The sequence below is a fragment of the Niveispirillum sp. KHB5.9 genome, from assembly GCF_048066115.1.
GTDB lineage: Bacteria > Pseudomonadota > Alphaproteobacteria > Azospirillales > Azospirillaceae > Niveispirillum.
This window is the reverse complement of record NZ_JBLTYX010000023.1, coordinates 76,701-98,139: the sequence shown is the minus strand read 5'-3', so window position 1 is coordinate 98,139 and position 21,439 is coordinate 76,701. Positions and strand designations below refer to the sequence as shown.

The window sequence follows — 21,439 nt, the reverse complement described above, 5'->3', positions numbered from 1 at the left end:
ATCGCAACGAAGCCACCGTCACGCGCTACAACCTAACCGGAAGGTTAGGGTGCGGCAAGTATGGGGTGCGATGGTGTGTTTCCGTGCAGGAGACAGCTGAAGCGTCGAGGCTTCCAGGGGCTGGAAATGCAAAAGCCCCACCCGGTTTCCCGGACGGGGCTTGATGACTGAAATCGCCGGTGATGCTTACTTGGCGGCGATGGTCACGGTGACGGTGTCGGCATAATCGCCGGCGATATACTGGTCGGACGCCGCGACGGTGACCTTCAGGTCGGACTTCTTGCCGAACTGCGCGGTGGCGCGGTCGACGACGGCCTGACTGGTCAGGGCGCCGGAGAAGCTGTCATAGGCGACCGAATAGTTGATGGTGAAATTACCCGACTTCAGCTTGCCGGCATTCGCCGACGCCAGGGTGATCTTATAGCCGTTGCCGGAATTGCAGGTTTCGGTGACGGAGCCGACGGTCTTGTTCGTCTCCCCGGCCTTCAGGGCCAGCGACTGGCCCAGATCCTGGACGGCGATGGTGCAGGACAGCGCAACGGTGCCCTTCAGCTGGATGGTGCCGGAAGCGTTCTGGGCCATGGCGGGAGCGGCGATGGCGATGACGGCCAGGGCGGCGGCGGTCTTGGCGAAGAACTTGGTCATGGTGTGATCTGCCGGTTCGTTATGGTGAGGCGTTGCCGCCTTCGTACGAACGGAGGAGTGCACTGAGGATGCCAAGTGCGGGATGAGCCTGGAAGTTGAGGGATTCCGCGCCTGCGATAGGAGTGTTTACGTCCAGTTGACATATTGCATAATGCAAAATCACGGCATTTTTGTTGAAATATGCAATTTATATTGCATTATGCAATGATAATTTTGGTCTTTCTACAACCTAACCGAAAGGTTAGAAGGTGATGATCCAAGTGACGGATCAAGGAATGAGTGGCTCCAGCAGATCGGGAATCCGGTCCTTCTCCATCGCTTCCAGCCAGTAGTCGGCCAGCCTGTCGGTTTCAGCCACCGCCGTGCGCCAGTATTTCTGGCGGGTCTTGGTGTCCATACGTTTGAAATCACCACGATCGGGGATTTTGCCGAAGGGCAGGGCCCGGGCGAATTCCACCGACGGGCAGAGTACCAGCATGCGCGACAGGCTGCCGGCGCGTGCGCGGCGCCAGGGCAGGGCCTTGTCGAACCAGCCCGGCACGACGCGGTGGGAGAAATGCGGATAGAGCACCAGGCCGGGCGGGGTGAAGCCCATATCCAGGTGATAATCCATGATCCCGCCATCCATATAGAGGCCGGGTCGCGCCCCTTCCGGATCGACCACCCCTTCAAAGACGAAGGGCACGGCGGAGGAGGCCAGCAGCGCCGGCACCAGATTGCCCGCCGTCAGGGCCACGGCCTGGGTGGGGAATTCGGCCGACAGGTCGAAGGGCGGCGCATCGCGCCCGTCATGCAGGACGGTGCGTTCGAAGAACAGCGGCAGACTGCGCCGGCTGGCCAGATTGGCGATGCCGGCGGCTCCCAGCCCCAGGCCCAGCCCCAGCCTGCCGGCGCGCGGCCCCATCGGTCCCCGCCCGCGCACGGCCAGGATCGACTGGCGCATGAAAGGATGGGTCAGGACATGGCCGATCCCATCCTCCCTGAAGATCAGGCGCAGGAATTCCCGGCAATGTTCGGTCAGTTCCGCCATGCTGACCGGGCTTTCCACCGCATAATCCAGATAGGCGGTTTCGAACCGCTTGGCGGCGGCAGCCGGGTCGGGCTGGGCCAGACAGGCGAAACGCCAGGTGCCGATGGAACTGCCGACCATATGCAGCGGGCGTTCGCGGTGGCGGAACCAGCGGGCGGACATCGCCTGATCCAGCCGGGTCAGGGCCAGCCATTTGGCCCCGCCGCTGGCGCCCGCCACCACGTCGAACAGATCCTCATGCAGCCCGTCGCGGCGGATGCGGGCCATGGCCTCCGGACCGGCCAGGAAACGCAGGGGCTTGGCACTCATGGGGATGCAGCCGTTTCCAAAGGGTGTATCGCACCGCACCATAGGGGGCGGCCGGGTGCCCGGCAAGGGGCCGGCTATTGACGGAACGGCGCCGGGCGTGATGATAGAAGGTCAAACCATACACAAGAACCGCCAGCCTTGAAGGCAAGCCCCATGTTCAACATCGCCACCGTGGATTTCCAGGCCCCCGACGCCGCCCAGCAATTCGTGCGTTCCATGCACGAGACGGGCTTCGCCGTGCTGCGCAACCATCCCATCGATACCGGCCTGATCAAGGAACTGTACAAGGTCTGGTCCGGCTTCTTCGCCTGGGACGGCAAGTTCGACTACACGTTCGATCCGGAAATCCAGGACGGCTTCTTCCCCTTCAAGTCGGAAAATGCCAAGGGCAGTGCGCTCAAGGACCTGAAGGAATTCTACCATGTCTATCCGAACCGCCGCCTGCCGCCGCAGGTGAAGGAGGCCACGGACCGCATGTATGCCGACCTACTGTCCATGGGTTCCACCCTGCTGGCCTGGATCCAGGACAATGTGCCGGCCAATGTACGCGACGCCTTTTACGAGCCGCTGCCCAGCATGATGGACGGGTCGACCAGCACCCTGTTCCGCGTCCTGCATTACCCGCCCGTGGGCGAGGGGTACGAGCCGGGCGCCGTGCGCGCCGCCGCGCACGAGGATATCAACCTGATCACCCTGCTGGTGACGGGCAGCGAGCCGGGGCTGCAGGCCCAGGACACGGCCGGCACCTGGTACGATGTGCCGTGCGATGCCGGCATGATCGCCGTCAATGGCGGCGACATGCTGAAGCTGGCGTCGAACAATTTCATCCCGGCCACGCCGCACCGGGTGGTGAACCCGCCGCCCGAACATAATGTGCCGCGCTATTCCATGCCGATGTTCCTGCACCCCCGCCCTGATGTGCGCCTGTCGGCCGAACTGACGGCGGGTGAATTCCTGGACCAGCGCCTGCGCGAGATCGGGCTGAAGAAGTAAGGGAACCGGCCGGGGACGGCAGCACCGTCCCCGGTTTCCCGTCACTTCCCCTGCAGCCAGGCCAGCGACGTCGCCAGATGCGCCATCGGCGTCGGCGATTCGTCCTCCAGCACATACCAGTCCACACCGGCCTTGCGCGCGGCCGCCAACAGGGCGGTCCAATCGACGCTGCCGCTGCCGATGGGTGCGAAATCGCCGGGCTTGGCCGACCCAGTGAACTCCCCCGACGAGGCGCCCGGCGCCATGTCCTTGACATGCAGCAGCTTGACCCGCCCGCCCAGCCTGTCCAGCAGGGCGACGGGATCGACCCCGGCCTTCAGCACCCAGAACACATCCATCTGCAATTCGACGCAGGCCGGGTCCAGCCCCGCCAGCAGCCGGTCCAGCAGCGTACCCTTGCCATCGGCGGCGAACTCGTACCCGTGCAGATGGTACATGACCCGCAGACCGGCGGCCTTCAGTGCCGGGCAGGCGGCCTTGTAGGCGGCGATGGTGGCATCCACCTCGGCCGGGCCGATTCCCTGATTGGCAGCAGCCCCCTGCGGCTTCAGCCAAGCCACGCCGACATAGCGGTAGCCGACGATCTTCGCCGTTTCGATGATGCCCGGCACATTCTCACGCAGGTCCTTCAGCGAGACATGGGTGCCCGATGCCGTTAGGCCGGCTTGATCCAGCAGCACCTTGAAATCAGCTGGAGACCGGCCCAGCGTGTTGAACGCCTCCACCTGGGTCACCCCGCTGGCCCGCAGCGCCTTCAGCGTGCCGGCCGCATCCCGGGCCAGATCCTTGTGCAGGCTGAAAAGCTGCACCGCGATGTTCGCATCCGGCACGGGCGGGTTGGCCCCGCCCCAGGCCCCGGTGGCCGTCCCCAGCAGCAGGGCCAGCGCCCCCGCCATGCCGCGCATCCAGTTCCCGCGCATGTTTCCTCCCGTGATCCGCTGTTCTGATAGCGTTGTCAGATTCCCCTTCGCTTATCACCGCATCAGGGGCTTGCGTGCAAGGGGCGAAAATTCTGCTTGAGAACAAAATAAGAACATTTTATATGAGAACAAGAAGGGAACATTGATCGAGCGAGGAGCGTGTGATGAAACCGGCAATCCGACACAGCGCCCTGACGGGCAATGTTGGCCTGGCGAATTTCCGCGGCCATGATTTCGAGATGCATTGCGTCTGCTGCGGGGAGGAGTGCGTATGGCGCACCGACCTGCTGCTGCGCCGGCACGGGCATCACTGGCCCGTGGCGGAATTCAGCCGGTCCTTCACCTGCCAGGGCTGTGGGGAGGTCGGCACCTCGGTGCTGCGCATCGTCGACCGGCCCGCCGACCAGCAGCATACCCGCTTCCGCCGCATGGCGCCCCGCCCCGCCCTGGGTGCGGAGGTGGCGGCCGGGCCCGCGCATTGGCGGATGCGCGAGTTGGGGGAGGGGGCGGTGGCGTGACAGCCCGCCTCCTTCCTCATCCTGATCACGGCGTTTGTCATCGAAGCTGCACTTGACCCGGTGGCTCCGCATCGGCTTGATGCGCGGGAACAATCCCTTGCCAACCGGAGCCCGCCCCATGGCGACCGCCGTTTCCCCGCTCGCCCCCGCCTCCTTCCCGTCGCTGCCGCCCGTCGCGGGCGTGCGTCTGGCCGGCCACCGCGCCGGTATCCGATACAAGACGCCGCGCAACGACGTGATGGTGGCGGTGCTGGATGAGGGTTCCAGCGTGGCCGCCGTGCTGACCCGGTCGCTGACGGCTTCGGCACCGGTGCATCTGTGCCGCGCCAATCTGGCCGGCGGTTCCGTGCGCGCCCTGGTGGTCAATGCCGGTAATTCCAATGCCTTCACCGGCAAGGCGGGTGAGGCGTTCGTGCAGGCCACCGTCGATGCCACCGTGGCCCTGGTCGGCTGCAAGCCGTCGGAAGTGTTCCCGGCATCCACCGGCGTCATCGGTCAGCCCATGCCGGCCGACCTGATATCCCGCTCGCTGCCCGAAGCCTTCACCAAGCTGGCCCCGGCGGAGGGTGAGGCGTGGGAGGTGGCGGCGCGCGCCATCATGACCACCGACACGTTCCCCAAGGGTGCGTCCGCCACCGTCACCATCGACGGGGTCACCGTCACCGTCGCCGGCTTCGCCAAGGGCAGCGGCATGATCGCGCCCGACATGGCGACGATGCTGGCCTATGTCTTCACCGACGCCAATATCGCCCATGCCCCCTTGCAGGCGGCTCTGTCGTCGGCCACCGACCGCAGCTTCAATTCCATCACCGTCGATGGCGATACCTCCACGTCGGATACGCTGGTCCTGTGCGCCACCCGCAAGGCGGCGCATGCGGTGATCGAGGGGACCGGCGATCCGCGCCTGGCCGCCTTCGCCAAGGCCCTGGATGCGGTCTGCCTGGACCTGGCCAAGCAGATCGTGCGCGATGGCGAGGGGGCGACCAAGTTCGTAGAAGTGCGCGTGACGGGGGCCGACAGCGATGCCGCCGCCAAGCGTATCGCCCTGACCATCGCCAATTCACCTCTGGTGAAGACCGCCGTGGCCGGTGAGGATGCCAACTGGGGCCGCATCGTGGCGGCTGTCGGTCGCGCGGGCGAACGCGCCGACCGCGACCTGCTGGTGATCTCTGCGGGTGGCGTCCAGATCTGCGCCAACGGGATGGAGGTCCCGGGCTATGACGAGACGCCGGTCGTCGCCCACATGAAGGGCCAGGAAATCCTGTTCGAGGTCGATATCGGCCTGGGTTCCGGGTCGGCCACGGTCTGGACCTGTGATCTGACCCACGGCTATATCGACATCAATGGCAGCTACCGGTCGTGAGCGGGGAAGAGACGCCCTGCTGGCAGGAACCGGCCCGTAAAGGGCCGGTCCGCACCGTCCTGGTCGCGGCCGTGGCCCTGGTCGATGCCGATGGCCGCGTCCTCCTGGCCCAGCGCCCGCCCGGCAAGTCCATGGCCGGCCTGTGGGAATTCCCCGGCGGCAAGGTCGATGCGGGCGAGACGCCGGAAGCCGCATTGGTGCGGGAACTGAAGGAGGAACTGGGGATCGATATGGCGGAAAGCTGCCTCGCCCCCATCGCCTTCGCCAGCCATAGCTATGATGACTTCCATCTGCTGATGCCGGTCTATGCCGCGCGCGTCTGGAAGGGCACGCCGACCCCGCTGGAAGGCCAGCAACTGGCCTGGGTGAAGCCCGTGCGCATGGGCGATTATCCGATGCCGCCAGCCGATATCCCGCTGATCCCGATCCTGCGCGATCTGCTGTGATCCAGCGGCGGGAAATATTGACCTTCGGCCAATCTTTCCCACCCCTCAATCGCCGGCGCCCACATCCGTGGGCTTGGGCGCGGCGGCAGTCGCCGCCGTACCAACGGTCACGAATTATGACCGCTGGTATCACTCAAACCGGTGCGGCACGAAACGGGAGGTGTCGCGGGTCACGGCGGTGCTGTCCTCGCGGATGCCGATCCCGCGGCACGTGTTCCCCACCATCCAGGCGCCGATGACGGCGTGGTGATCGGCCATCCGCCCGGCCGCATCCGGCGCGCGGGCCGATGCCACGGGCGACCAGGCCTGGTAGACATAGCCTTCGGCGCCGTATGGGCCGGCCACCTGCATCTCCACCCGCTCGGCCCTGCCGCCCTCGCCCAGGGTGGCGATGCTAATGCCCGCCCCTTCCCGGCCCAGCAGGGGCTTGGCCGCGACCCGGGTGCCGGGTGCGAAGCGGCTGCGATCGAAATGCGCCTCCACCAGGTTGGGATGGCCGGGATACATCTCCCACAGCACGGCCAGCAGCCCCTTGTTGGACAGCAGCATCTTCCAGGCCGGCTCCACGACCCGCAAAGCGTCTCTGCGCGACAGGTCCAGCAGTTTGCCGCCGAATTCGTCCGCCACCATCCATTCCCAGGGTGTCAGCTTGAACAGGCTGTGGATCTCCTGTTCCTCCAGGTCGGTGAAGAAGCCGCGGCGGTCGCGGTCATCTTCCTCCACGGTCCAGCCGATATCGGACAGCGCGATGGATTTCGTGGCCAGCCCGGCCTCGATCGCCGTGTCCTGGAGATAGCGCAGCGTGCCCTCATCCTCCGCATGCGGCATGGCGCAGGTCAGGTGCAGGGTCCCGCCGCCGCCGGCCAGGGCGCGCCATTGCTCTACCAGCCCTTCATGGATGGAATTGAACTGGTCGCCCTCGGGGAAGACTTCCTCCAGCCAAGCCCATTGCGCCACCGACGCCTCATAGAGGCCGGTGGGCGTATCGGCGTTGTATTCCAGCAGCTTGGGGCTGCCGTCGCCATGGCCCGGCCCGCCATAGGCCAGGTCGAAACGGCCATAGAGGGAGAATTCCTTCCCGGCCTTGTGACGCTGCCAGGAGGCTTCGATCGCCGGGACGGCGAAATCCGGTATGTTCAGCAGCGGGTAGAGCCGTTCATCGACGATACGGCCCGCGGCCGCCAGACACAGGCGGTGCAGTTCCGTCGCCGCATCGTCCAGCAGGTCGATCTCCTGCTCGGAAAACACCCAGCAGGCACTTTCATCCCAATAGAGACCGCTCGGGTCCTCCTGCGTGGGGATGGTGTGGAAGTCGAAGCCCAGTGCCTCCATCCGGGCCCGCCAATCGGGACGGGGACGAAGCGATTGGCGATTCATGACGAACCCTGCCTGGAAAAGGACGGACCAGGTAGAGTGGCTTTCGGGGCACCCGGCACCTGAACGAGCGGAGAGACTATCCCCGGCTCTTGAAGCTGCGCAACTGCGCATTCAGCTGCATGGCCAGGCTGCTCATGCGGCTGGTGGCCTCGTTGTAGCGGGCGGTCATTTCCGGGGTGAAATTGCCCTTGGCCTCCGCTTCCAGGCAGGAAAGATATTCCTGCGTCTCCACGATATAGGCCTTCACCGCTCCCTGCGCCTCGGTCATTTCCGCAGCGGCCGCGACGGCGCCGTCGGGCACGGAAGGGGCGGTGTTGATGCTGCAAGCGGCGAAGACCGGCAGAGGAAGCAGGGTCAGGGTGGCCGCCAGCAGGGCGGAACGGGTCAGGGTCGGCATACGCGGTCTCCATCTTCTGATGCCGCAACGCAGCAGGATTTTCGGTTTCTCCGTGTATTGACGATGACACATGCACAGTAGGAATCAACAGATTGAGTCTTTACTTTTGTGCAACGCAACCAGCGCAGGCTATGCGCTAAAAACTGTAACAAATCGGTATATTTTTTACTCCGGCACCTCAATTCATGATCATAAAATTATCCGACATTCTATGCATTTCGCCTTTGCCTAAGAAATAATCACCCCGCCGGATGTTTAATCACGGCAGGCAAGGCAATTATGCGCCTCACACCTGTTGCCGCACCCTCTTCCGCTGACCGGCGGAAGCGCTTATTTCTGCCGGCAGGGGCGATCACGTAAAAGCTGCAGGGAATAATCTCGTGAAGACCAAATATCTGCTGGCGGTCGCCGCCATGCTGTTCACCGCCGTCGGCGCCGCCCGCGCCGAGTATGGTGCCTATGTCGCCTCCTCCGTCGGTGCCTATATGGGCAATGATTTCAGCCATTCCGCCATCTGGAAGACGGCGAAGGGTGAGACGGAGAAGAAGTACAACGCGTCCATCGCCGCCGGTTACCGGATCGACGATTACCGGTTCGAACTAGAGGGCGGGTTCGGTCGTCTGGCCGATGTGACGGGCAATATGGCCGCCATTTCCACGGTGCCGGGTTTCCAGGCCAATGGCGACCTGACCGTCTGGACGGCCCTGGCCGGCGCCTATTACGACATTCCCGTCACCCGGACCTATCAGCCCTATGTCGGCATCGGTGGCGGTATCGCCGACCTGAAGAGCGACAGCGACCTGCTGCTGATCGATGAGGGTGCGCATGCCGCGGCCTTCGCCGAAGCCGGGCTGAACATGGTCGTCTGGGAAGGGCTGACCATCGCGCCGGGCTACCGTTATCTCTGGATCAATTCCAAGGGCAACGGTGCGGACAATGTCAGCAGCCATATCGTCAAGCTGACCGCTCGCGCCAGCTTCTGAAGAGAGTGGTTTACGGCCCCTCCGTTCGCGGGGGGGCCGTTTTCTAATCCTCGACTTCCTCGTTGGGGTAGATGCCCCAGAAGTCACCGCGTTCCAGCCAGCCGTGGAAGCCCTGGATCTCCACCTCGCACCAGGGGCCCTTGCAGGAGACCAGCCGTCCCATGACGCCGGGTTCGGCCTGGGCCACGGCGGCGGCCGAAGCGCTGGGCCGTTCGCGCACCGTGCGCAGCTCGCCCGAAATCACCAGGGTGCGGCGGCCGGACAGCATGGACTGGTGCACCCAGCCCTGCGTGCCCTCCACATCGCGGATGCGCCGCCAGGTATCGAATTCCGCCGTGATCTCCACCGGCATGCCGGGCCGCACGAACACCCATTCGATCGGGTAGGACCGGCCGGGACCGGTGCGGACATTCACCTCGCCCGACCGCAGCGACACGAAACGCGGCACGGGCAGGCCGCTGCGCACGATCATGTCGGAACGCGGGTCTGTCTCCTGCCCCCCGGCGGCGCCATGCAGCAGGCCCGTGGCCAGCAAGCCGGCCAGCAGCAGGCGGGAACCGCCCGCCCTCACAGCCTTGCTTACCTTCTTCATCCGGGATCGCAGCAACAGGGGCCTCGTGGCTGGCGCCCCGGCTTCTGCCCGGCGCCCATTCGTTAACGCCCCTTTGTGCCGTACCCCGGACGGGCAGGTCAAGCATCAGCGACCATTGGTCCCCCGTGACCGTCGCCCTGCCGGCATCATGGACAAGGCAGGCCGGCGCTTGTACTGCTATGGGCCGATCACGCCACGGGAGGATGGGGAAATGGCCGAACGCAAGAAGCCCCTGGTCATCGTCACGCGCAAGCTTCCGGACGCCATCGAGACCAGGATGATGGAGCTGTTCAACACGCGCCTGAACCTGGACGACCACCCGATGAGCCGGGCGGAGCTGGAAGAGGCGGTGAAGACCGCCGACATCCTGGTCCCCACCGTCACCGACGTCGTGGATGAGGCCTTGTTGAACCAGGCCGGCCCGCAGCTGAAGCTGATCGCCAATTTCGGCAATGGCGTCGACCATATCGACCTGCGCGTGGCGCGCGCCAAGGGCATCCTGGTCACCAACACGCCCGGCGTGCTGACGGAGGATACGGCCGACATGACCATGGCCCTGATCCTGGCCACCGCACGCCGCCTGTCGGAAGGCGAGCGGCTGGTGCGCTCGGGCCAATGGACGGGCTGGGCCCCCACCGTCATGCTGGGATCGCGGCTGGCCGGCAAGCGGCTGGGCATCATCGGCATGGGCCGCATCGGCCAGGCGCTGGCCCGGCGCGCCAAGGCCTTCGGCCTGTCCATCCATTACCATAACCGCAAGACCGTCCATCCGGAGGTGGAAACGGAACTGGATGCGGCCTATTGGGAAAGCCTGGACCAGATGCTGGCGCGCATGGATATCGTCGCCATCACCTGCCCGCGCACGCCGGCGACATATCACCTGCTGAACGCGCGGCGCCTGGCCCTGCTGAAACCCACCGCCATCCTGGTCAATATCAGTCGTGGCCAAGTGGTGGACGAGGCGACGCTGGCCCGCATGCTCCAGCGCCGGGAAATCGGCGCCGCCGGCCTGGACGTGTATGAGGACGAGCCCAATGTCGATCCCAAGCTGCTGAAGCTGGACAATGTCGTGCTGCTGCCGCACATGGCGTCCGCCACGCTGGAAGGCCGCATCGACATGGGCGAAAAGGTGATCGTCAACATCAAGACCTTCGTGGATGGCCACCAACCGCGCGACCGGGTGCTTGAGATGATGTTTTGATATGGTCTTCACAGCCCTGCTGCGCCGCAACATACTGGCCTTGTTCGAGGCCAGAACCGGAGCCGACGCATCATGGCGGACCCCGCCCCCAGCATCAGTTATGATGATTTCCAGAAGGCCGATATCCGTGCCGGCACCATCGTGAAGGCGGAGCCCTATCCGGAGGCACGCAAGCCCGCCATCAAGCTGTGGGTGGATTTCGGCGATCCCATCGGCATTCGCCGCTCATCCGCGCAGATCACCGCCTATTACCAGCCCGAGACGCTGGTGGGGCGGCAGGTGATGGGTGTGGTGAATTTCCCGCCCCGCCAGATCGGCAAGTTCATCTCCGAAGTGTTGGTGCTGGGCGTGCCCAGTGCCGACGGTGAGGTCGTTCTGCTGTCGCCGGACCAGCCGGTGCCCAATGGCGGGCGGATGTACTGACTTTCACCCCACCGGCAACGGCGTCGGCTCCGGATCGCCCCCTAGATCCGGCGCCGGGCCGGCCGGCTTCACCGCCACCAGCCGCTGCACGATGGCGGCCTTGGGGGTGGATACCTCCCCCTGCTCGAACGCCACCACCTTCATCCCCTGTTCGATGGCCAGCCGCAGCAACTCCCCCTCCCGCAGCAGGAAGGCGGGGCTGGAGGGGCGGCCATGGCGCTGGTTGCCATTGGCGAAGGTCTCATAGAGCAGCAACCCGCCCGGCTTCAGCGCACCGACCAGGGCCGGCAGCAGCGGGCGGTGCAGATAGTTGGTGACCACAATGGCATCGAACCCGGCAAGGGCGGCGGGCCATCCTCCCGCCCCCTCCAGGTCGGCCTGAAGCAGCGTGACACGCGGCCGCCCCTCCAGATCGACCACCCCGCGCAGGTCGATATCCACCCCCGTGACCAGCACCCCCTTGTCCAGGAAATGGCGCAGATGCCGGCCGCCGCCGCAGGCCACATCCAGCAGTGACGACCCGGCACGCACCAGCGGCGCGAAGCGGGCGATCCAGGGCGAGGGCGGGGCGAATGGCAGGGCATGGCTCATGCGGCAGATCATAGGGCGATCACCCCGCCATGCAAACCTTGATGGTCCGCGCTTCACCGACATGGCACCCTGCACGGGCAACGGGCTTGCGGGGAACGGCGCGGCGCGCCATCTATCTGTCATCAACATCCATTGTCCGTCCCATGATCCTGTTCGACCTGAAATGCAGCCAGGGCCACCGGTTCGAAGGCTGGTTCCGCAACGGCGCCGCGTACGAGGCGCAGGCGGCTTCGCACGCCATCACCTGTCCCATGTGTGGCGACGCCAAGGTGGACAAGGCCCCGATGGCGCCTGCCATCGCCAAGGGCGGGCGCAGCCGCGACCGGGAGGAGGCGTCCGCCGCGCCCCCTGCCGTTCCCGATGCCGCCCAGGAAGCCCAGGGGGAGATCATGCGCCAGTTGCGCGAATTGCGCAGCCAGGTGGAGAAGAATGCCGACTATGTCGGCGAACAGTTCGCCGAGGAGGCCCGCAAGATCCATTATGGCGAGGCGGAAGGCCGCGCCATCTATGGCGAGACCTCGGTGGAGCAGGCCGAGGCATTGCGCGAGGAGGGGGTACCCATCGCGCGCATCCCGTGGGTGCCCACCGGCAATTAGGGTCTGCCATGCCGCAAAGGCCGCGGAAATCCAAGCTTTCCGCTTGACCCGGCCCCGGCTTTGGCGCATCAACCCCCGACATATCGACGCCCGCCCGCGCGGGACCGTGCTGGACGACATCCCGGCCCGGCCCCGCGAGGTTTGTGGGCGCGTACCCATTCCGGATCACCGGAACCGGTCGATAGGGCGCTTCGGCGTCGGGCGCGCTTTCCTCAACATATCACCATGGAGACATCCGATGTCGATCACGGCTGAGCGCAAGACCGCGCTGATCGAAGAGTACAAGACCAAGGAAGGCGATACCGGTTCGCCCGAAGTGCAGGTCGCCATCCTGACCGAGCGCATCAACAACCTGACCGAACACCTGAAGAGCCACTCGAAGGATTTCCATTCCCGTCGTGGTCTGCTGGTGATGGTCGGTCAGCGCCGCCGTCTGCTGGATTACACCAAGGGCAAGGACAAGGCTCGCTATGAGAGCCTGATCCAGCGCCTGGGCCTGCGCCGCTAAGGCGTGGCCGGCCGCGAGCGGTCTTAGCCCCAACCCCATCGACAGGGTGACCATCCCCGTGACATTCCGCCCAGCCGTAAAATCCACCCACCCCCAGGGCCGCGCCTGCGTCCGTGGGACGGGTGTCGGCGGTGGCGGTGGGGATGTCGGGCAGGACCATCGTGGCCCGCGGTCAAGTTAAGTGGTGAGCGGCCAGCCGGGACCCCTTCCGGCTGGCCGTTTTCCCATGCGCGCTATCAAGGCTGCGCGGAAATGATGTACTGAAGGGGCCAAGAAACAGGCGGGGCCGTCCGAACGGGCCCCGGCCCGGCCGCCCAATCCGGGGTGATGCGGGTTTCGGATGGAAGGATCGAGAAAATGTTCAAGGTGTTCCGCAAGGAAATGGATTGGGGCGGGCGCAAGCTGGTCATCGAGACCGGCAAGGTCGCCCGTCAGGCCGATGGCGCCGTCATGGTGAGCTATGGCGACACGGTCGTGCTCTGCACCGCCGTTGGCGCCAAGTCGCCGAAGCCGGGCGTGGACTTCTTCCCGCTGACGGTGAACTATCAGGAAAAGGCCTTCGCCGCGGGCAAGATCCCCGGCGGCTTCTTCAAGCGTGAAGGCCGTCCGACGGAAAAGGAAGTCCTGGTCAGCCGCCTGATCGACCGTCCCATCCGTCCGCTGTTCGTCGATGGCTACCGTTGCGAGACGCAGGTCGTCTGCACCGTGCTGAGCCACGATCTTGAGAACGATCCCGACATCGTCGCCCTGATCGGTGCGTCCGCCGCCCTGACCATCTCCGGCCTGCCCTTCCTGGGCCCGATCGGTGCCGCCCGCGTCGGTTACGAAGATGGCAAGTTCATCCTGAACCCGACCGCCGACCAGATGGAAAATGCCACGCTGGATCTGGTGGTCGCCGGTACGCAGGAAGGCGTGTTGATGGTCGAGTCCGAGGCCAAGGAGCTGTCGGAAGAGGTGATGCTGGGCGCCGTCACGTTCGGCCATGCCCAGTTCCAGCCGGTGATCGACCTGATCATCGCCCTGGCGGAAGATGCCGCCAAGGAGCCGCGCGACATCCCGGCGCCGGCCTTCGACAAGGCCGCCGTCAAGGCCCGCATCCTGGAAGTTGCCGGCGCCGACGTGAAGGCCGCCTATGCCATCCTGGTGAAGCAGCAGCGCTACGCCGCCGTGGGCGCCGCCAAGGACAAGGCCAAGACCGCGCTGAAGGAAGAATTCGCGCCGGAAGCCATTTCCGAGATGTTCAAGGAAGTGGAAGCCGACGTGCTGCGCGGCGCCGTGCTGGAGACGGGCAAGCGCATCGACGGCCGCTCCACCGTGGATATCCGCCAGATCGTGGCCGAAGTGGGCATCCTGCCCCGCGCCCATGGTTCAGCCCTGTTCACCCGCGGCGAGACGCAGGCCCTCGTGGTTGCCACCCTGGGCACCAACCAGGACGAGCAGATCATCGACGCGCTGGAAGGCGAATATCGCGAAAACTTCATGCTGCATTACAACTTCCCCCCGTATTCCGTGGGTGAAGCCGGCCGCATGGGCAGCCCGGGCCGTCGCGAGATCGGCCATGGCAAGCTGGCCTGGCGCGCCATCCACCCGCTGCTGCCGACCAAGGAAGAGTTCCCCTACACGCTGCGCGTCGTGTCGGAGATCACCGAGAGCAACGGTTCCTCCTCCATGGCCACGGTTTGCGGCACGTCGCTGTCGCTGATGGATGCCGGCGCCCCGCTGGCCCGCCCCATCGCCGGCATCGCCATGGGCCTGATCAAGGAAGGCGACAAGTTCGCCGTCCTGTCCGACATCCTGGGTGACGAGGATCACCTGGGTGACATGGACTTCAAGGTCGCCGGCACCGAAGCGGGCATCACCGCCCTGCAGATGGACATCAAGATCACCTCGATCACCGAGGAGATCATGAAGATCGCGCTGGCGCAGGCCCAGAAGGGTCGCATCCACATCCTGGGTGAGATGAACAAGGCGCTGAACACGGCGCGCGGCGAAGTGTCGGGCAATGCCCCGCGCATCACCGTCATCAACATCCCCAAGGAGAAGATCCGCGACGTCATCGGTTCGGGCGGCAAGGTCATCCGCGAGATCGTGGAACAGACCGGCGCCAAGATCGACATCGAGGATGACGGCACCATCAAGGTCGCCGCCACCGACAGCAAGGCTTCCGACGCCGCGATCAAGTGGATCAAGGGCATCGTCGCCGAGGCCGAAATTGGCGAGATCTATGACGGCAAGGTCGTCAAGGTCATGGATTTCGGCGCCTTCGTGAACTTCCTGGGTTCCAAGGACGGCCTGGTCCATATCTCCGAACTGAAGAACGAGCGCGTGGCCAAGGTCACCGACGTCGTGAAGCAGGGCGACAGCGTCAAGGTCAAGGTCCTGGGCTTCGACGATCGCGGCAAGGTCAAGCTGTCGATGAAGGTCGTCGATCAGGTGACCGGCGCCGACCTGTCCAAGAAGGCCGAGGGTGCGGAGGGCTGAGTCCGACGCGTCTTCCCGCTTCGGGATATGAGTAAGGAAAGGCCGTCGGGGCGACCCGGCGGCCTTTTTCGTTGTGGGGCTGATCCCGACGCCCTACCTTCCCGGTCAACACCAGCAACACAAAGCCCGGGAGGAACCATGTTCGAGACGCTGCCGCTTTATTTCAGCTTCCTGGGCGTCTGCGTGCTGCTGATGGCGGCGGCATTGACCATCTACACGCTGATCACGCCCTATCATGAATATTCGCTGATCCGGCAGGGCAACAGTGCCGCCGCCATCAGCCTGGGCGGCACCGCCATCGGCATGGCCATCGCGCTCTCCGCCGTGGCAGCCGGCACCTATGAGGTGCTGGAACTGGCCCTGTGGGGCGGGGTAGCGTTGGTGTCGCAGTTGGCGGTGTTCGTGCTGGTCTGCATCAAGCTGCCGGGTTTCCGGCAGGGGATCGAGGCCGACCGGACCGGCTATGGCATCACGCTGGCGGCTTTCTCCATCGCCATGGGCATTTTGAACGCCGGGGCGCTTTCGGTTTGAGGGGGGACACCCCATCTGAAAGCCAGGACCGCCCACACCCAAGAAGCCAAGAGGCCATGACCGACATTCCGCGCAAGCGCCGCCGTTCCGCCCATGTCTCCACCCTGTTGGTCGGGGGGGCCGCCATGCTGGCGCTCGCCGGCTGCGGCCAGGAGGAACCGACGACGACGGAGGCCCGGCTGTTCAACGGGTTGGAGGCCTGCCGGGCGGAATTCGATCCCGGCCAGTGCGAATCCGCCTTCCAGCAGGCCCAGCAACTGCACCGGCAGAGCGCGCCGCGCTTCACCAACCAGGCCGAATGCGAGCAGCAGATGGGCGCCGGGGCATGCCAGCAGCAGGTCGTGCAGCAGGCCAACGGTTCCACGGGCAGCTTCTTCATGCCCATGCTGATGGGCTTCATGATGGCGCGCATGATGCAGCCGCCGATGAACCCCAATGGCTATGTCCGGGGTCGTGACGGCAGCTATTATCAGTCGCGCCCGCTGCATATGGATCGCGATGGCTTCATGCGCAGCGGCCAGCAGGATCTGGGCCGCGTCGACCGTGACACCTTCCGCAACAGCAGCACCGGCTTTGGTGCCTCTGTGCCGGCTCCAGGCACCCGCAAGGCGACGGCGCCGGCCCGCACCACCAGCCGTGGCGGCTTCGGTGGAACGTCGGGCCGTTTCAGCGGCGGCGGCAGCTGAGTGTGACCGTTGGTACGGCGGCGACTGCCGCCGCGCCGCTCGTGCTGCGTGAGCCCGAGCCAACGGATGTTGGCGCCGGCGCCTGAGATGCTGAAAATCTTGACCATCGGTCAATATTTTCAGCCGCTGGTATCAGTCCGTCTCGGCTTCCGTGACGGACGCCCTACCCGGCGTGGCTGTATTGGGGTTCAGGGTGGCGGGCCCGCCGACGGCCATGGCCAGCCGGTTGCTGGCGCTTTCCAGCCGCGCCTCCAGCTCGAACAGGGCGACATCCTTGGGCAGGCCCGGCGGGATGGGCGGCAGGAATTCGATGGTGATCAGGCCGGGCCGCTTGATGAAGGTCTTGCGGCCCCAGAACACGCCGGAGTTCAGCGCCATGGGCACCAGCGGCACATCCAGGTTCTCGTACAGCACGCCGATCCCCACCTTGTAGGGCCGGTATTCCCCCACGCCGACGCGCGTCCCCTGGGGGAAGATGATGATCTCGCGCCCCATCTCCTTCATCCGGCGGGCACCACGCACCAGCGACGCGATGGCCGCCCCGCGCTTGCCGCGCTTCACCGGGATCATCTGCGACTTCCAGGCGTACCAGCCCCAGAGCGGGATATAGGTCAGCTCATGCTTCAGCACGATCGCTGGATCGCGGAAGATGAGGTGCAGCTTCATCGTCTCCCACATCGACTGGTGCTTGGCACCGACCAGGTAGCTGCCATCGGTCGGCAGGTGTTCCCGCCCCTTGATCTCGTAATGCAGGCCGATGATCGCGCGCTCCAGCAAGCACAGGCTGCGCATGTAGAAGCGCACGGCGCCGCGAATGAACGGGCGTGGCAGCAGCAGCGTCCAGGCGATGGCGAAGCAATAGACCGCCGTCCAGGAGAAGAAGACGATGTTGAACAGGAGCGAGCGGAGGAAGATCATGCGCGTCTGGTCCGATGGTCGGCGTGCGGGGGCAATTAACCGGAATGCCGTACCTGTGTCCAGGGATGGCGGCACCCGGCGCCTGAGGACGCTATGAAGCCGCCGGGCGTGGCCCGGTCAGAGCAGCACGGGCCACGGCCAGCAGGTACTTGTTATATTCGCCGATGATCAGCTCCGCCGTGCCCGGCCAGCTCCACCAGCCGTCCAGCCGCACCTTCTGTGGCATCACCGGATGGGGGACCAGGGTGATGCCGGGCAGGGCCCGGCGGAATTCCACCAGACTGCGCGGCATGTGATAATTGGCGGTGACCAGGCGCAGGCTGGTCAGGCCCTGCTCGGCCACCCAGCGCGCGGTTTCCACGGCATTGCCTTCGGTGTCGTCGGCGTCATAGCCCAGCTGGACGCAGCATTCCAGGTCGCCCGACTTGGATGACAAAGCCAGCAGTTCCCGCACCTCCACCCCGCGATAGACGCCGCTGATGAACAGCTTCCGGCCCTTGCCGGCGCGCAGCAGGTCGAAGGCCACGGACAGCCGCTCGCTGCCGCCGGTCAGGACGACGATGCCGTCGGTGGTGATGGTGTCGTCGGGTTCCTGACGGGGCAGGGAGGAGGCGAACAGGAACAGGCCCGCCGCCCAGATCAGGGCCAGCAGGGTGCCCAGCGTGATCAGGCCCCGTAACTGACGCGACGCGATATGCCAGCTCACGGCAGGCGGCCCAGCGCGCGCATGACGGTCAGCCGCGCGGTGATCGCCGCCAGCAGGGCTGCCGCCACGGGCACCAGCGGCATCCAGGCCCAGTCGCGGGGTGACAAGACCATGTCGGGCAGCAGTGACGCGCCCAGGCCCCGCCCCGCCTGTTCCAGCCCCCACAGGGTCAGCAGCGCCAGCAGGAAGCCCACGCCGCCACCCAGCAGCGATTGGCGCAGCATGTGGCGCTGGAACTGCCCGGCGACATAGCTGTCGGTGGCACCCATGACATGCAGCAACTCCACCTCCTGCCGGTGCACGGCGAACCCGGCGGAGGCGGCGAAGATGATGGAGATGACGCCAGCCCCGCCGATCAGGGCGATGATGCCGACCGATATCACCTGTACCGTGCGCGCCAGCCGGCGCAGGTCACCCAGCCAGCGGGCCGGGTCCTCCACCGTCACATGCGGGGCGGCGCGGTTCAGCTGTTCGGCCAGGTCGGCGACATCGGCCCCATCGACCAGACGCACGTCGATCAGCACCGGCAGCGGCAGTTCCGCCACCAGCGCCCCGTCGCCCAGCCAGGGTTCCACCAGGGCGCGGGCGTCATTGTCGGAAAGGCGGCTGGCATCGGCGACGAAGGCGCTGGCCGACAGCGCGTCCATCACCTTGCGCACGCGCTCGTCCAGCTCACGGGGATTGCTGGTGCCGGTGGGGGCGACCTGCACCGTCATGCCGGACGACAGCTCGCTGTCCCAGCGCCGGGCCAGGCCGGACAGGATCAGCGAGACGGCCAGCGCCAATGCCGCCAGATAGACCATCAGCGCGATGATCCAGGGCAGGAAGCGGCCCGTGGCGTCCTGGCTCAGCGGTATGTCGAAATGGGCGCGGCGCCTCATCTTCCCCGATCCGGTTAAACGCGGCCGGATGCATCGGCCGGATGACGGCGAACAGGAATGGCATGCGGCGGCGCGAACGTAAAGCCGGCTGACCCCGTCCGACGGAGGTATCGGTTTGTTCCGCCCCCATCCTTGCGCCCGACCCGTGCGCCCGCCTATAAGGAAGGATGGCGATGGGATGCAGTTCCCGTCGCCGCGATATTGGTCCCACCCGCACCCGGCGCCCCTACCCGATGATCCTTTCCTGCCCGTCCTGCGCCAAACGTTTCATGCTCGACGGGCGTCTTCTGGGTGCGGGCCGCAAGGTGAAATGCGGCCAGTGTGGCCATGTCTGGTTCGCCGAACCCAATATGGCGGTGTCTCCGCCACCCCCGCCGCCGCCCCGTGCACCCGCCCCACAACGAGCGGCCGCCCCGGCAAGGGCGCCGCTGGCCACGGTGGAACGGCCCGGTGGCGCTAGCAGCAGCAGTCCCGCCAGCCGGCCGCCGGCCCGCAACGCCGTCTCCCCGCCGCCGCCCCCACCGCCGCCGCCGGTGGAGGAGCCGCGCGGCAACCTGTTCGACGATCCGCCGGACGATCTGTCGGGCTTCGGCGACCTGGGCAAGGATGAGGGCGGTTTCGAATCCACGCGATTCGATGCCGATGCCGATGATATGGGCCTGGCCCGGCCCTTCCGGCCACGCCCTCTGCCCAAGGGCAGCAACCTGCCGGCCATTCCCGGCCAGGGCGGGGTGCGCCGTGCCGCGATGATGGCCTGGGCCGGGCTGTTGCTGGTGGTGGGCGGCATTGGCGCCGGTCTCTATTACGGCAAGGATGCGGTGATCCAGGCCTGGCCCGCCGCCTTCCCGCTGTACGAGATGGCGGGGCTGGCGGAACTGCCGGGCACCGGCCTGTCCGAACTGGGCGATCCGAAATCCACCAAGGTGGAAGTCCGTGATGTCGAGGGCGTGAACCTGCTGTTCGTGACGGGGGAGATCGCCAACAAGTCGGGCAGCCAGCGCGATGTGCCCGACATCCAGGCCGTGGCCCTGGGCGAGGATGGCAAGGAGCTTTACGCCTGGCGCATCGTGCCGCCCGTGCGCCGCCTGTTCCCCAACCAGTCCACCAAGTTCGAATCACGCATGCCCGAACGCCAGGGCACCCAGGCGAAAAGCATCAGCTTCCGCTATGTGGCGCCAGAGGCGAAGGGGCCGCCGACCCATTGAGGGGCGCCGTTAGACCAGCGGCAGTCGTGCCGCTGGAGCCCGCGGCGCCTGAGGGCGCAGCGAATATCAGGGCGCCCGCCGTGCCGCCAGGCGCCAGTGCTTGGCCTGGGAATAGTTCCTGGCCAGGAACTGGTAGGTCTTTTTCAGCACGGCCTCGAACGGCTGGCTCTTCTCTGCCGGCACGCCTTCCCAATCCTCCATCACCTCGTCCCAGGGCAGCAGCGTCTGGTGCAGGTCGTCGCGCATCTCGCGGACATAGGTGATGTTCTTGTCGAACTTGGCCAGCATGGACAGGATCTCGCCCGTCTGGGCATCGACCTGGGCGAATCGCTGTTCCAGGTCGGTGATCGGCGGCAGCGACAGGGTCTGCATCCGCACGATCTCTTCCTTCAGGTTCCGCTCGTTCTTGTAGATGCGGTGCGCGCTCTCCAGCCCGTCCCTGATCTTGTGCAGCTTCATCGCCCGCTCGCGCAGCGCCTCCACATAGGAAAGCTCCTTGGCCAGCATGTCGATGCGCGTCTCCACCTGTTCCTCGGCATTGCCGGACAGCGACAGCTTGTTGGCGATCATCTGGAACGCCTCGCGCACGCGCACCTTGGTGTTGGGGTCCTCCACCACCTGTTCCAGCTGCTCCGGGCTGGACACCACCGTCTCGCCGCCGGTCAGCCAGGTGACCATCTGTACCGTCAGCCGGCCCTTGGCGATCAGGAAATGGCGTTCATCCACCCGCCAGGATGCGGTCCCGTCGATCAACTCGTTGGGGATCGTGTCGCCGGGGCGGATCTCGCGCACATATTTCAGCCCCTTGGTGACCATGCCCAGCAGCTGGCCATCGAAGCTCTTGGGGTCGATCTTGAACTCGTTGCACAGCTTGTCGACCGCCACCTCGGCCTGGACCTTGCCCAGCATGAAGCGCATCACCGCCTCATCCGATGATTTCGACCAGACGAAACGGCAGCCATCGACGGTGAAGACCTTGTGGTCGAACAGGAAATGCGTGCTGCGATTCGCGCTGGGCTGGATGCCTTGGTTCATGTCGGGGCCGGATCCGATCAGTCTGCTGAAACTTCGTGCAACAGATAGCACGGGCGGGCCATCACCGCGCCGCCCAAATCGAAGAACGTGCGAAACCCAGGATT

Annotated in this window: 24 protein-coding genes; 13 read left to right on the top strand and 11 right to left on the bottom strand. The window is 65.7% G+C overall.

Annotated elements, in window-relative coordinates:
• Positions 1 to 186: 186 nt before the first annotated feature.
• Together ACM9HJ_RS26570 and ACM9HJ_RS26565 are read right to left on the bottom strand one after the other, a co-directional pair.
• The gene (locus ACM9HJ_RS26570; RefSeq protein ID WP_416574812.1) at positions 187 to 645 is read right to left on the bottom strand and encodes a spore coat protein U domain-containing protein; all 459 of its coding nucleotides are present in this window, start codon (positions 643 to 645) and stop codon (positions 187 to 189) included.
• 268 nt (positions 646 to 913) lie between these two features.
• Positions 914 to 1,984, bottom strand: coding sequence for a patatin-like phospholipase family protein (locus tag ACM9HJ_RS26565; protein WP_416574811.1), 1,071 nt, complete (start codon positions 1,982 to 1,984; stop codon positions 914 to 916).
• Positions 1,985 to 2,137: 153 nt separating this feature from the next.
• On the opposite strand from ACM9HJ_RS26565, the gene ACM9HJ_RS26560 reads away from it, so the two are divergent.
• Complete coding sequence (locus ACM9HJ_RS26560; protein ID WP_416574810.1) at positions 2,138 to 2,977, top strand: isopenicillin N synthase family dioxygenase; 840 nt, start codon at positions 2,138 to 2,140, stop codon at positions 2,975 to 2,977.
• A 41-nt stretch (positions 2,978 to 3,018) separates the two neighbouring features.
• On the opposite strand, the gene ACM9HJ_RS26555 is transcribed toward ACM9HJ_RS26560, so the two are convergent.
• Positions 3,019 to 3,897 (bottom strand): sugar phosphate isomerase/epimerase family protein, encoded by an 879-nt coding sequence (locus tag ACM9HJ_RS26555; protein ID WP_416574809.1) that lies wholly within the window; start codon positions 3,895 to 3,897, stop codon positions 3,019 to 3,021.
• A gap of 164 nt (positions 3,898 to 4,061) precedes the next feature.
• Here ACM9HJ_RS26555 and ACM9HJ_RS26550 point away from each other — a divergent pair, with 164 nt between their 5' ends.
• The 3 genes from ACM9HJ_RS26550 (at position 4,062) to ACM9HJ_RS26540 (ending at position 6,224) form a co-directional block, all read left to right on the top strand.
• Positions 4,062 to 4,415, top strand: coding sequence for a hypothetical protein (locus ACM9HJ_RS26550; RefSeq protein ID WP_416574808.1), 354 nt, complete (start codon positions 4,062 to 4,064; stop codon positions 4,413 to 4,415).
• 118 nt (positions 4,416 to 4,533) lie between these two features.
• On the top strand, positions 4,534 to 5,778 hold the full coding sequence (argJ, locus tag ACM9HJ_RS26545; RefSeq protein ID WP_416574807.1) for a bifunctional glutamate N-acetyltransferase/amino-acid acetyltransferase ArgJ: 1,245 nt from the start codon (positions 4,534 to 4,536) through the stop codon (positions 5,776 to 5,778).
• Positions 5,775 to 6,224, top strand: a complete 450-nt coding sequence (locus ACM9HJ_RS26540; protein WP_416574806.1) for a (deoxy)nucleoside triphosphate pyrophosphohydrolase — start codon at positions 5,775 to 5,777, stop codon at positions 6,222 to 6,224. Before argJ ends, ACM9HJ_RS26540 begins: the two co-directional genes overlap by 4 nt.
• Before the next feature lie 129 nt (positions 6,225 to 6,353).
• On the opposite strand, the gene ACM9HJ_RS26535 is transcribed toward ACM9HJ_RS26540, so the two are convergent.
• Both ACM9HJ_RS26535 and ACM9HJ_RS26530 read right to left on the bottom strand, forming a co-directional pair.
• The gene (locus tag ACM9HJ_RS26535; protein WP_416574805.1) at positions 6,354 to 7,601 is read right to left on the bottom strand and encodes a glutathionylspermidine synthase family protein; all 1,248 of its coding nucleotides are present in this window, start codon (positions 7,599 to 7,601) and stop codon (positions 6,354 to 6,356) included.
• Positions 7,602 to 7,677: 76 nt separating this feature from the next.
• Positions 7,678 to 7,998 carry a hypothetical protein gene (locus tag ACM9HJ_RS26530; RefSeq protein ID WP_416574804.1) on the bottom strand — a complete coding sequence of 107 codons (321 nt, stop codon included), beginning with the start codon at positions 7,996 to 7,998 and terminating at the stop codon, positions 7,678 to 7,680.
• A 380-nt stretch (positions 7,999 to 8,378) separates the two neighbouring features.
• Between ACM9HJ_RS26530 and ACM9HJ_RS26525 the strand changes: the two genes are divergently transcribed.
• Positions 8,379 to 8,981 (top strand): outer membrane beta-barrel protein, encoded by a 603-nt coding sequence (locus ACM9HJ_RS26525; protein WP_416574803.1) that lies wholly within the window; start codon positions 8,379 to 8,381, stop codon positions 8,979 to 8,981.
• A 43-nt stretch (positions 8,982 to 9,024) separates the two neighbouring features.
• On the opposite strand, the gene ACM9HJ_RS26520 is transcribed toward ACM9HJ_RS26525, so the two are convergent.
• Positions 9,025 to 9,573 carry an SH3 domain-containing protein gene (locus ACM9HJ_RS26520; protein ID WP_416574802.1) on the bottom strand — a complete coding sequence of 183 codons (549 nt, stop codon included), beginning with the start codon at positions 9,571 to 9,573 and terminating at the stop codon, positions 9,025 to 9,027.
• A 211-nt stretch (positions 9,574 to 9,784) separates the two neighbouring features.
• Here ACM9HJ_RS26520 and ACM9HJ_RS26515 point away from each other — a divergent pair, with 211 nt between their 5' ends.
• The gene (locus ACM9HJ_RS26515) at positions 9,785 to 10,774 is read left to right on the top strand and encodes a 2-hydroxyacid dehydrogenase (RefSeq protein WP_416574801.1); all 990 of its coding nucleotides are present in this window, start codon (positions 9,785 to 9,787) and stop codon (positions 10,772 to 10,774) included.
• Positions 10,775 to 10,846: 72 nt separating this feature from the next.
• Complete coding sequence (locus ACM9HJ_RS26510) at positions 10,847 to 11,197, top strand: tRNA-binding protein (protein ID WP_416574800.1); 351 nt, start codon at positions 10,847 to 10,849, stop codon at positions 11,195 to 11,197.
• Positions 11,198 to 11,200: 3 nt separating this feature from the next.
• On the opposite strand, the gene ACM9HJ_RS26505 is transcribed toward ACM9HJ_RS26510, so the two are convergent.
• The gene (locus ACM9HJ_RS26505; protein ID WP_416574799.1) at positions 11,201 to 11,788 is read right to left on the bottom strand and encodes a class I SAM-dependent methyltransferase; all 588 of its coding nucleotides are present in this window, start codon (positions 11,786 to 11,788) and stop codon (positions 11,201 to 11,203) included.
• 143 nt (positions 11,789 to 11,931) lie between these two features.
• Here ACM9HJ_RS26505 and ACM9HJ_RS26500 point away from each other — a divergent pair, with 143 nt between their 5' ends.
• The 5 genes from ACM9HJ_RS26500 (at position 11,932) to ACM9HJ_RS26480 (ending at position 16,590) form a co-directional block, all read left to right on the top strand.
• A complete protein-coding gene (locus tag ACM9HJ_RS26500) occupies positions 11,932 to 12,384 on the top strand; it encodes a DUF1178 family protein (RefSeq protein WP_416574798.1) in 453 nt (150 codons plus the stop codon).
• 238 nt (positions 12,385 to 12,622) lie between these two features.
• Positions 12,623 to 12,892 carry a 30S ribosomal protein S15 gene (gene rpsO, locus ACM9HJ_RS26495; RefSeq protein WP_416574797.1) on the top strand — a complete coding sequence of 90 codons (270 nt, stop codon included), beginning with the start codon at positions 12,623 to 12,625 and terminating at the stop codon, positions 12,890 to 12,892.
• A 357-nt stretch (positions 12,893 to 13,249) separates the two neighbouring features.
• Entirely contained in the window at positions 13,250 to 15,373 is a 2,124-nt protein-coding gene (pnp, locus tag ACM9HJ_RS26490; RefSeq protein ID WP_416574796.1) for a polyribonucleotide nucleotidyltransferase, read from the top strand.
• A gap of 138 nt (positions 15,374 to 15,511) precedes the next feature.
• Positions 15,512 to 15,904 (top strand): DUF350 domain-containing protein, encoded by a 393-nt coding sequence (locus ACM9HJ_RS26485; protein ID WP_416574795.1) that lies wholly within the window; start codon positions 15,512 to 15,514, stop codon positions 15,902 to 15,904.
• A 56-nt stretch (positions 15,905 to 15,960) separates the two neighbouring features.
• The gene (locus tag ACM9HJ_RS26480; protein ID WP_416574794.1) at positions 15,961 to 16,590 is read left to right on the top strand and encodes a DUF1190 domain-containing protein; all 630 of its coding nucleotides are present in this window, start codon (positions 15,961 to 15,963) and stop codon (positions 16,588 to 16,590) included.
• Positions 16,591 to 16,722: 132 nt separating this feature from the next.
• Here ACM9HJ_RS26480 and ACM9HJ_RS26475 read toward each other — a convergent pair whose 3' ends face one another.
• From ACM9HJ_RS26475 to ACM9HJ_RS26465, 3 genes are all read right to left on the bottom strand, one after another.
• Positions 16,723 to 17,508 (bottom strand): lysophospholipid acyltransferase family protein, encoded by a 786-nt coding sequence (locus ACM9HJ_RS26475; RefSeq protein WP_416574793.1) that lies wholly within the window; start codon positions 17,506 to 17,508, stop codon positions 16,723 to 16,725.
• A 91-nt stretch (positions 17,509 to 17,599) separates the two neighbouring features.
• Positions 17,600 to 18,214 (bottom strand): YdcF family protein, encoded by a 615-nt coding sequence (locus ACM9HJ_RS26470; RefSeq protein WP_416574792.1) that lies wholly within the window; start codon positions 18,212 to 18,214, stop codon positions 17,600 to 17,602.
• Entirely contained in the window at positions 18,211 to 19,095 is an 885-nt protein-coding gene (locus tag ACM9HJ_RS26465) for a cell division protein FtsX (RefSeq protein WP_416574791.1), read from the bottom strand. Before ACM9HJ_RS26465 ends, ACM9HJ_RS26470 begins: the two co-directional genes overlap by 4 nt.
• A gap of 173 nt (positions 19,096 to 19,268) precedes the next feature.
• On the opposite strand from ACM9HJ_RS26465, the gene ACM9HJ_RS26460 reads away from it, so the two are divergent.
• The gene (locus ACM9HJ_RS26460; protein ID WP_416574790.1) at positions 19,269 to 20,300 is read left to right on the top strand and encodes a DUF3426 domain-containing protein; all 1,032 of its coding nucleotides are present in this window, start codon (positions 19,269 to 19,271) and stop codon (positions 20,298 to 20,300) included.
• Positions 20,301 to 20,366: 66 nt separating this feature from the next.
• On the opposite strand, the gene ACM9HJ_RS26455 is transcribed toward ACM9HJ_RS26460, so the two are convergent.
• Positions 20,367 to 21,335: a hypothetical protein gene (locus tag ACM9HJ_RS26455; protein WP_416574789.1), complete on the bottom strand. Its 969-nt coding sequence runs from the start codon at positions 21,333 to 21,335 to the stop codon at positions 20,367 to 20,369.
• Between the last annotated feature and the right edge of the window lie 104 nt (positions 21,336 to 21,439).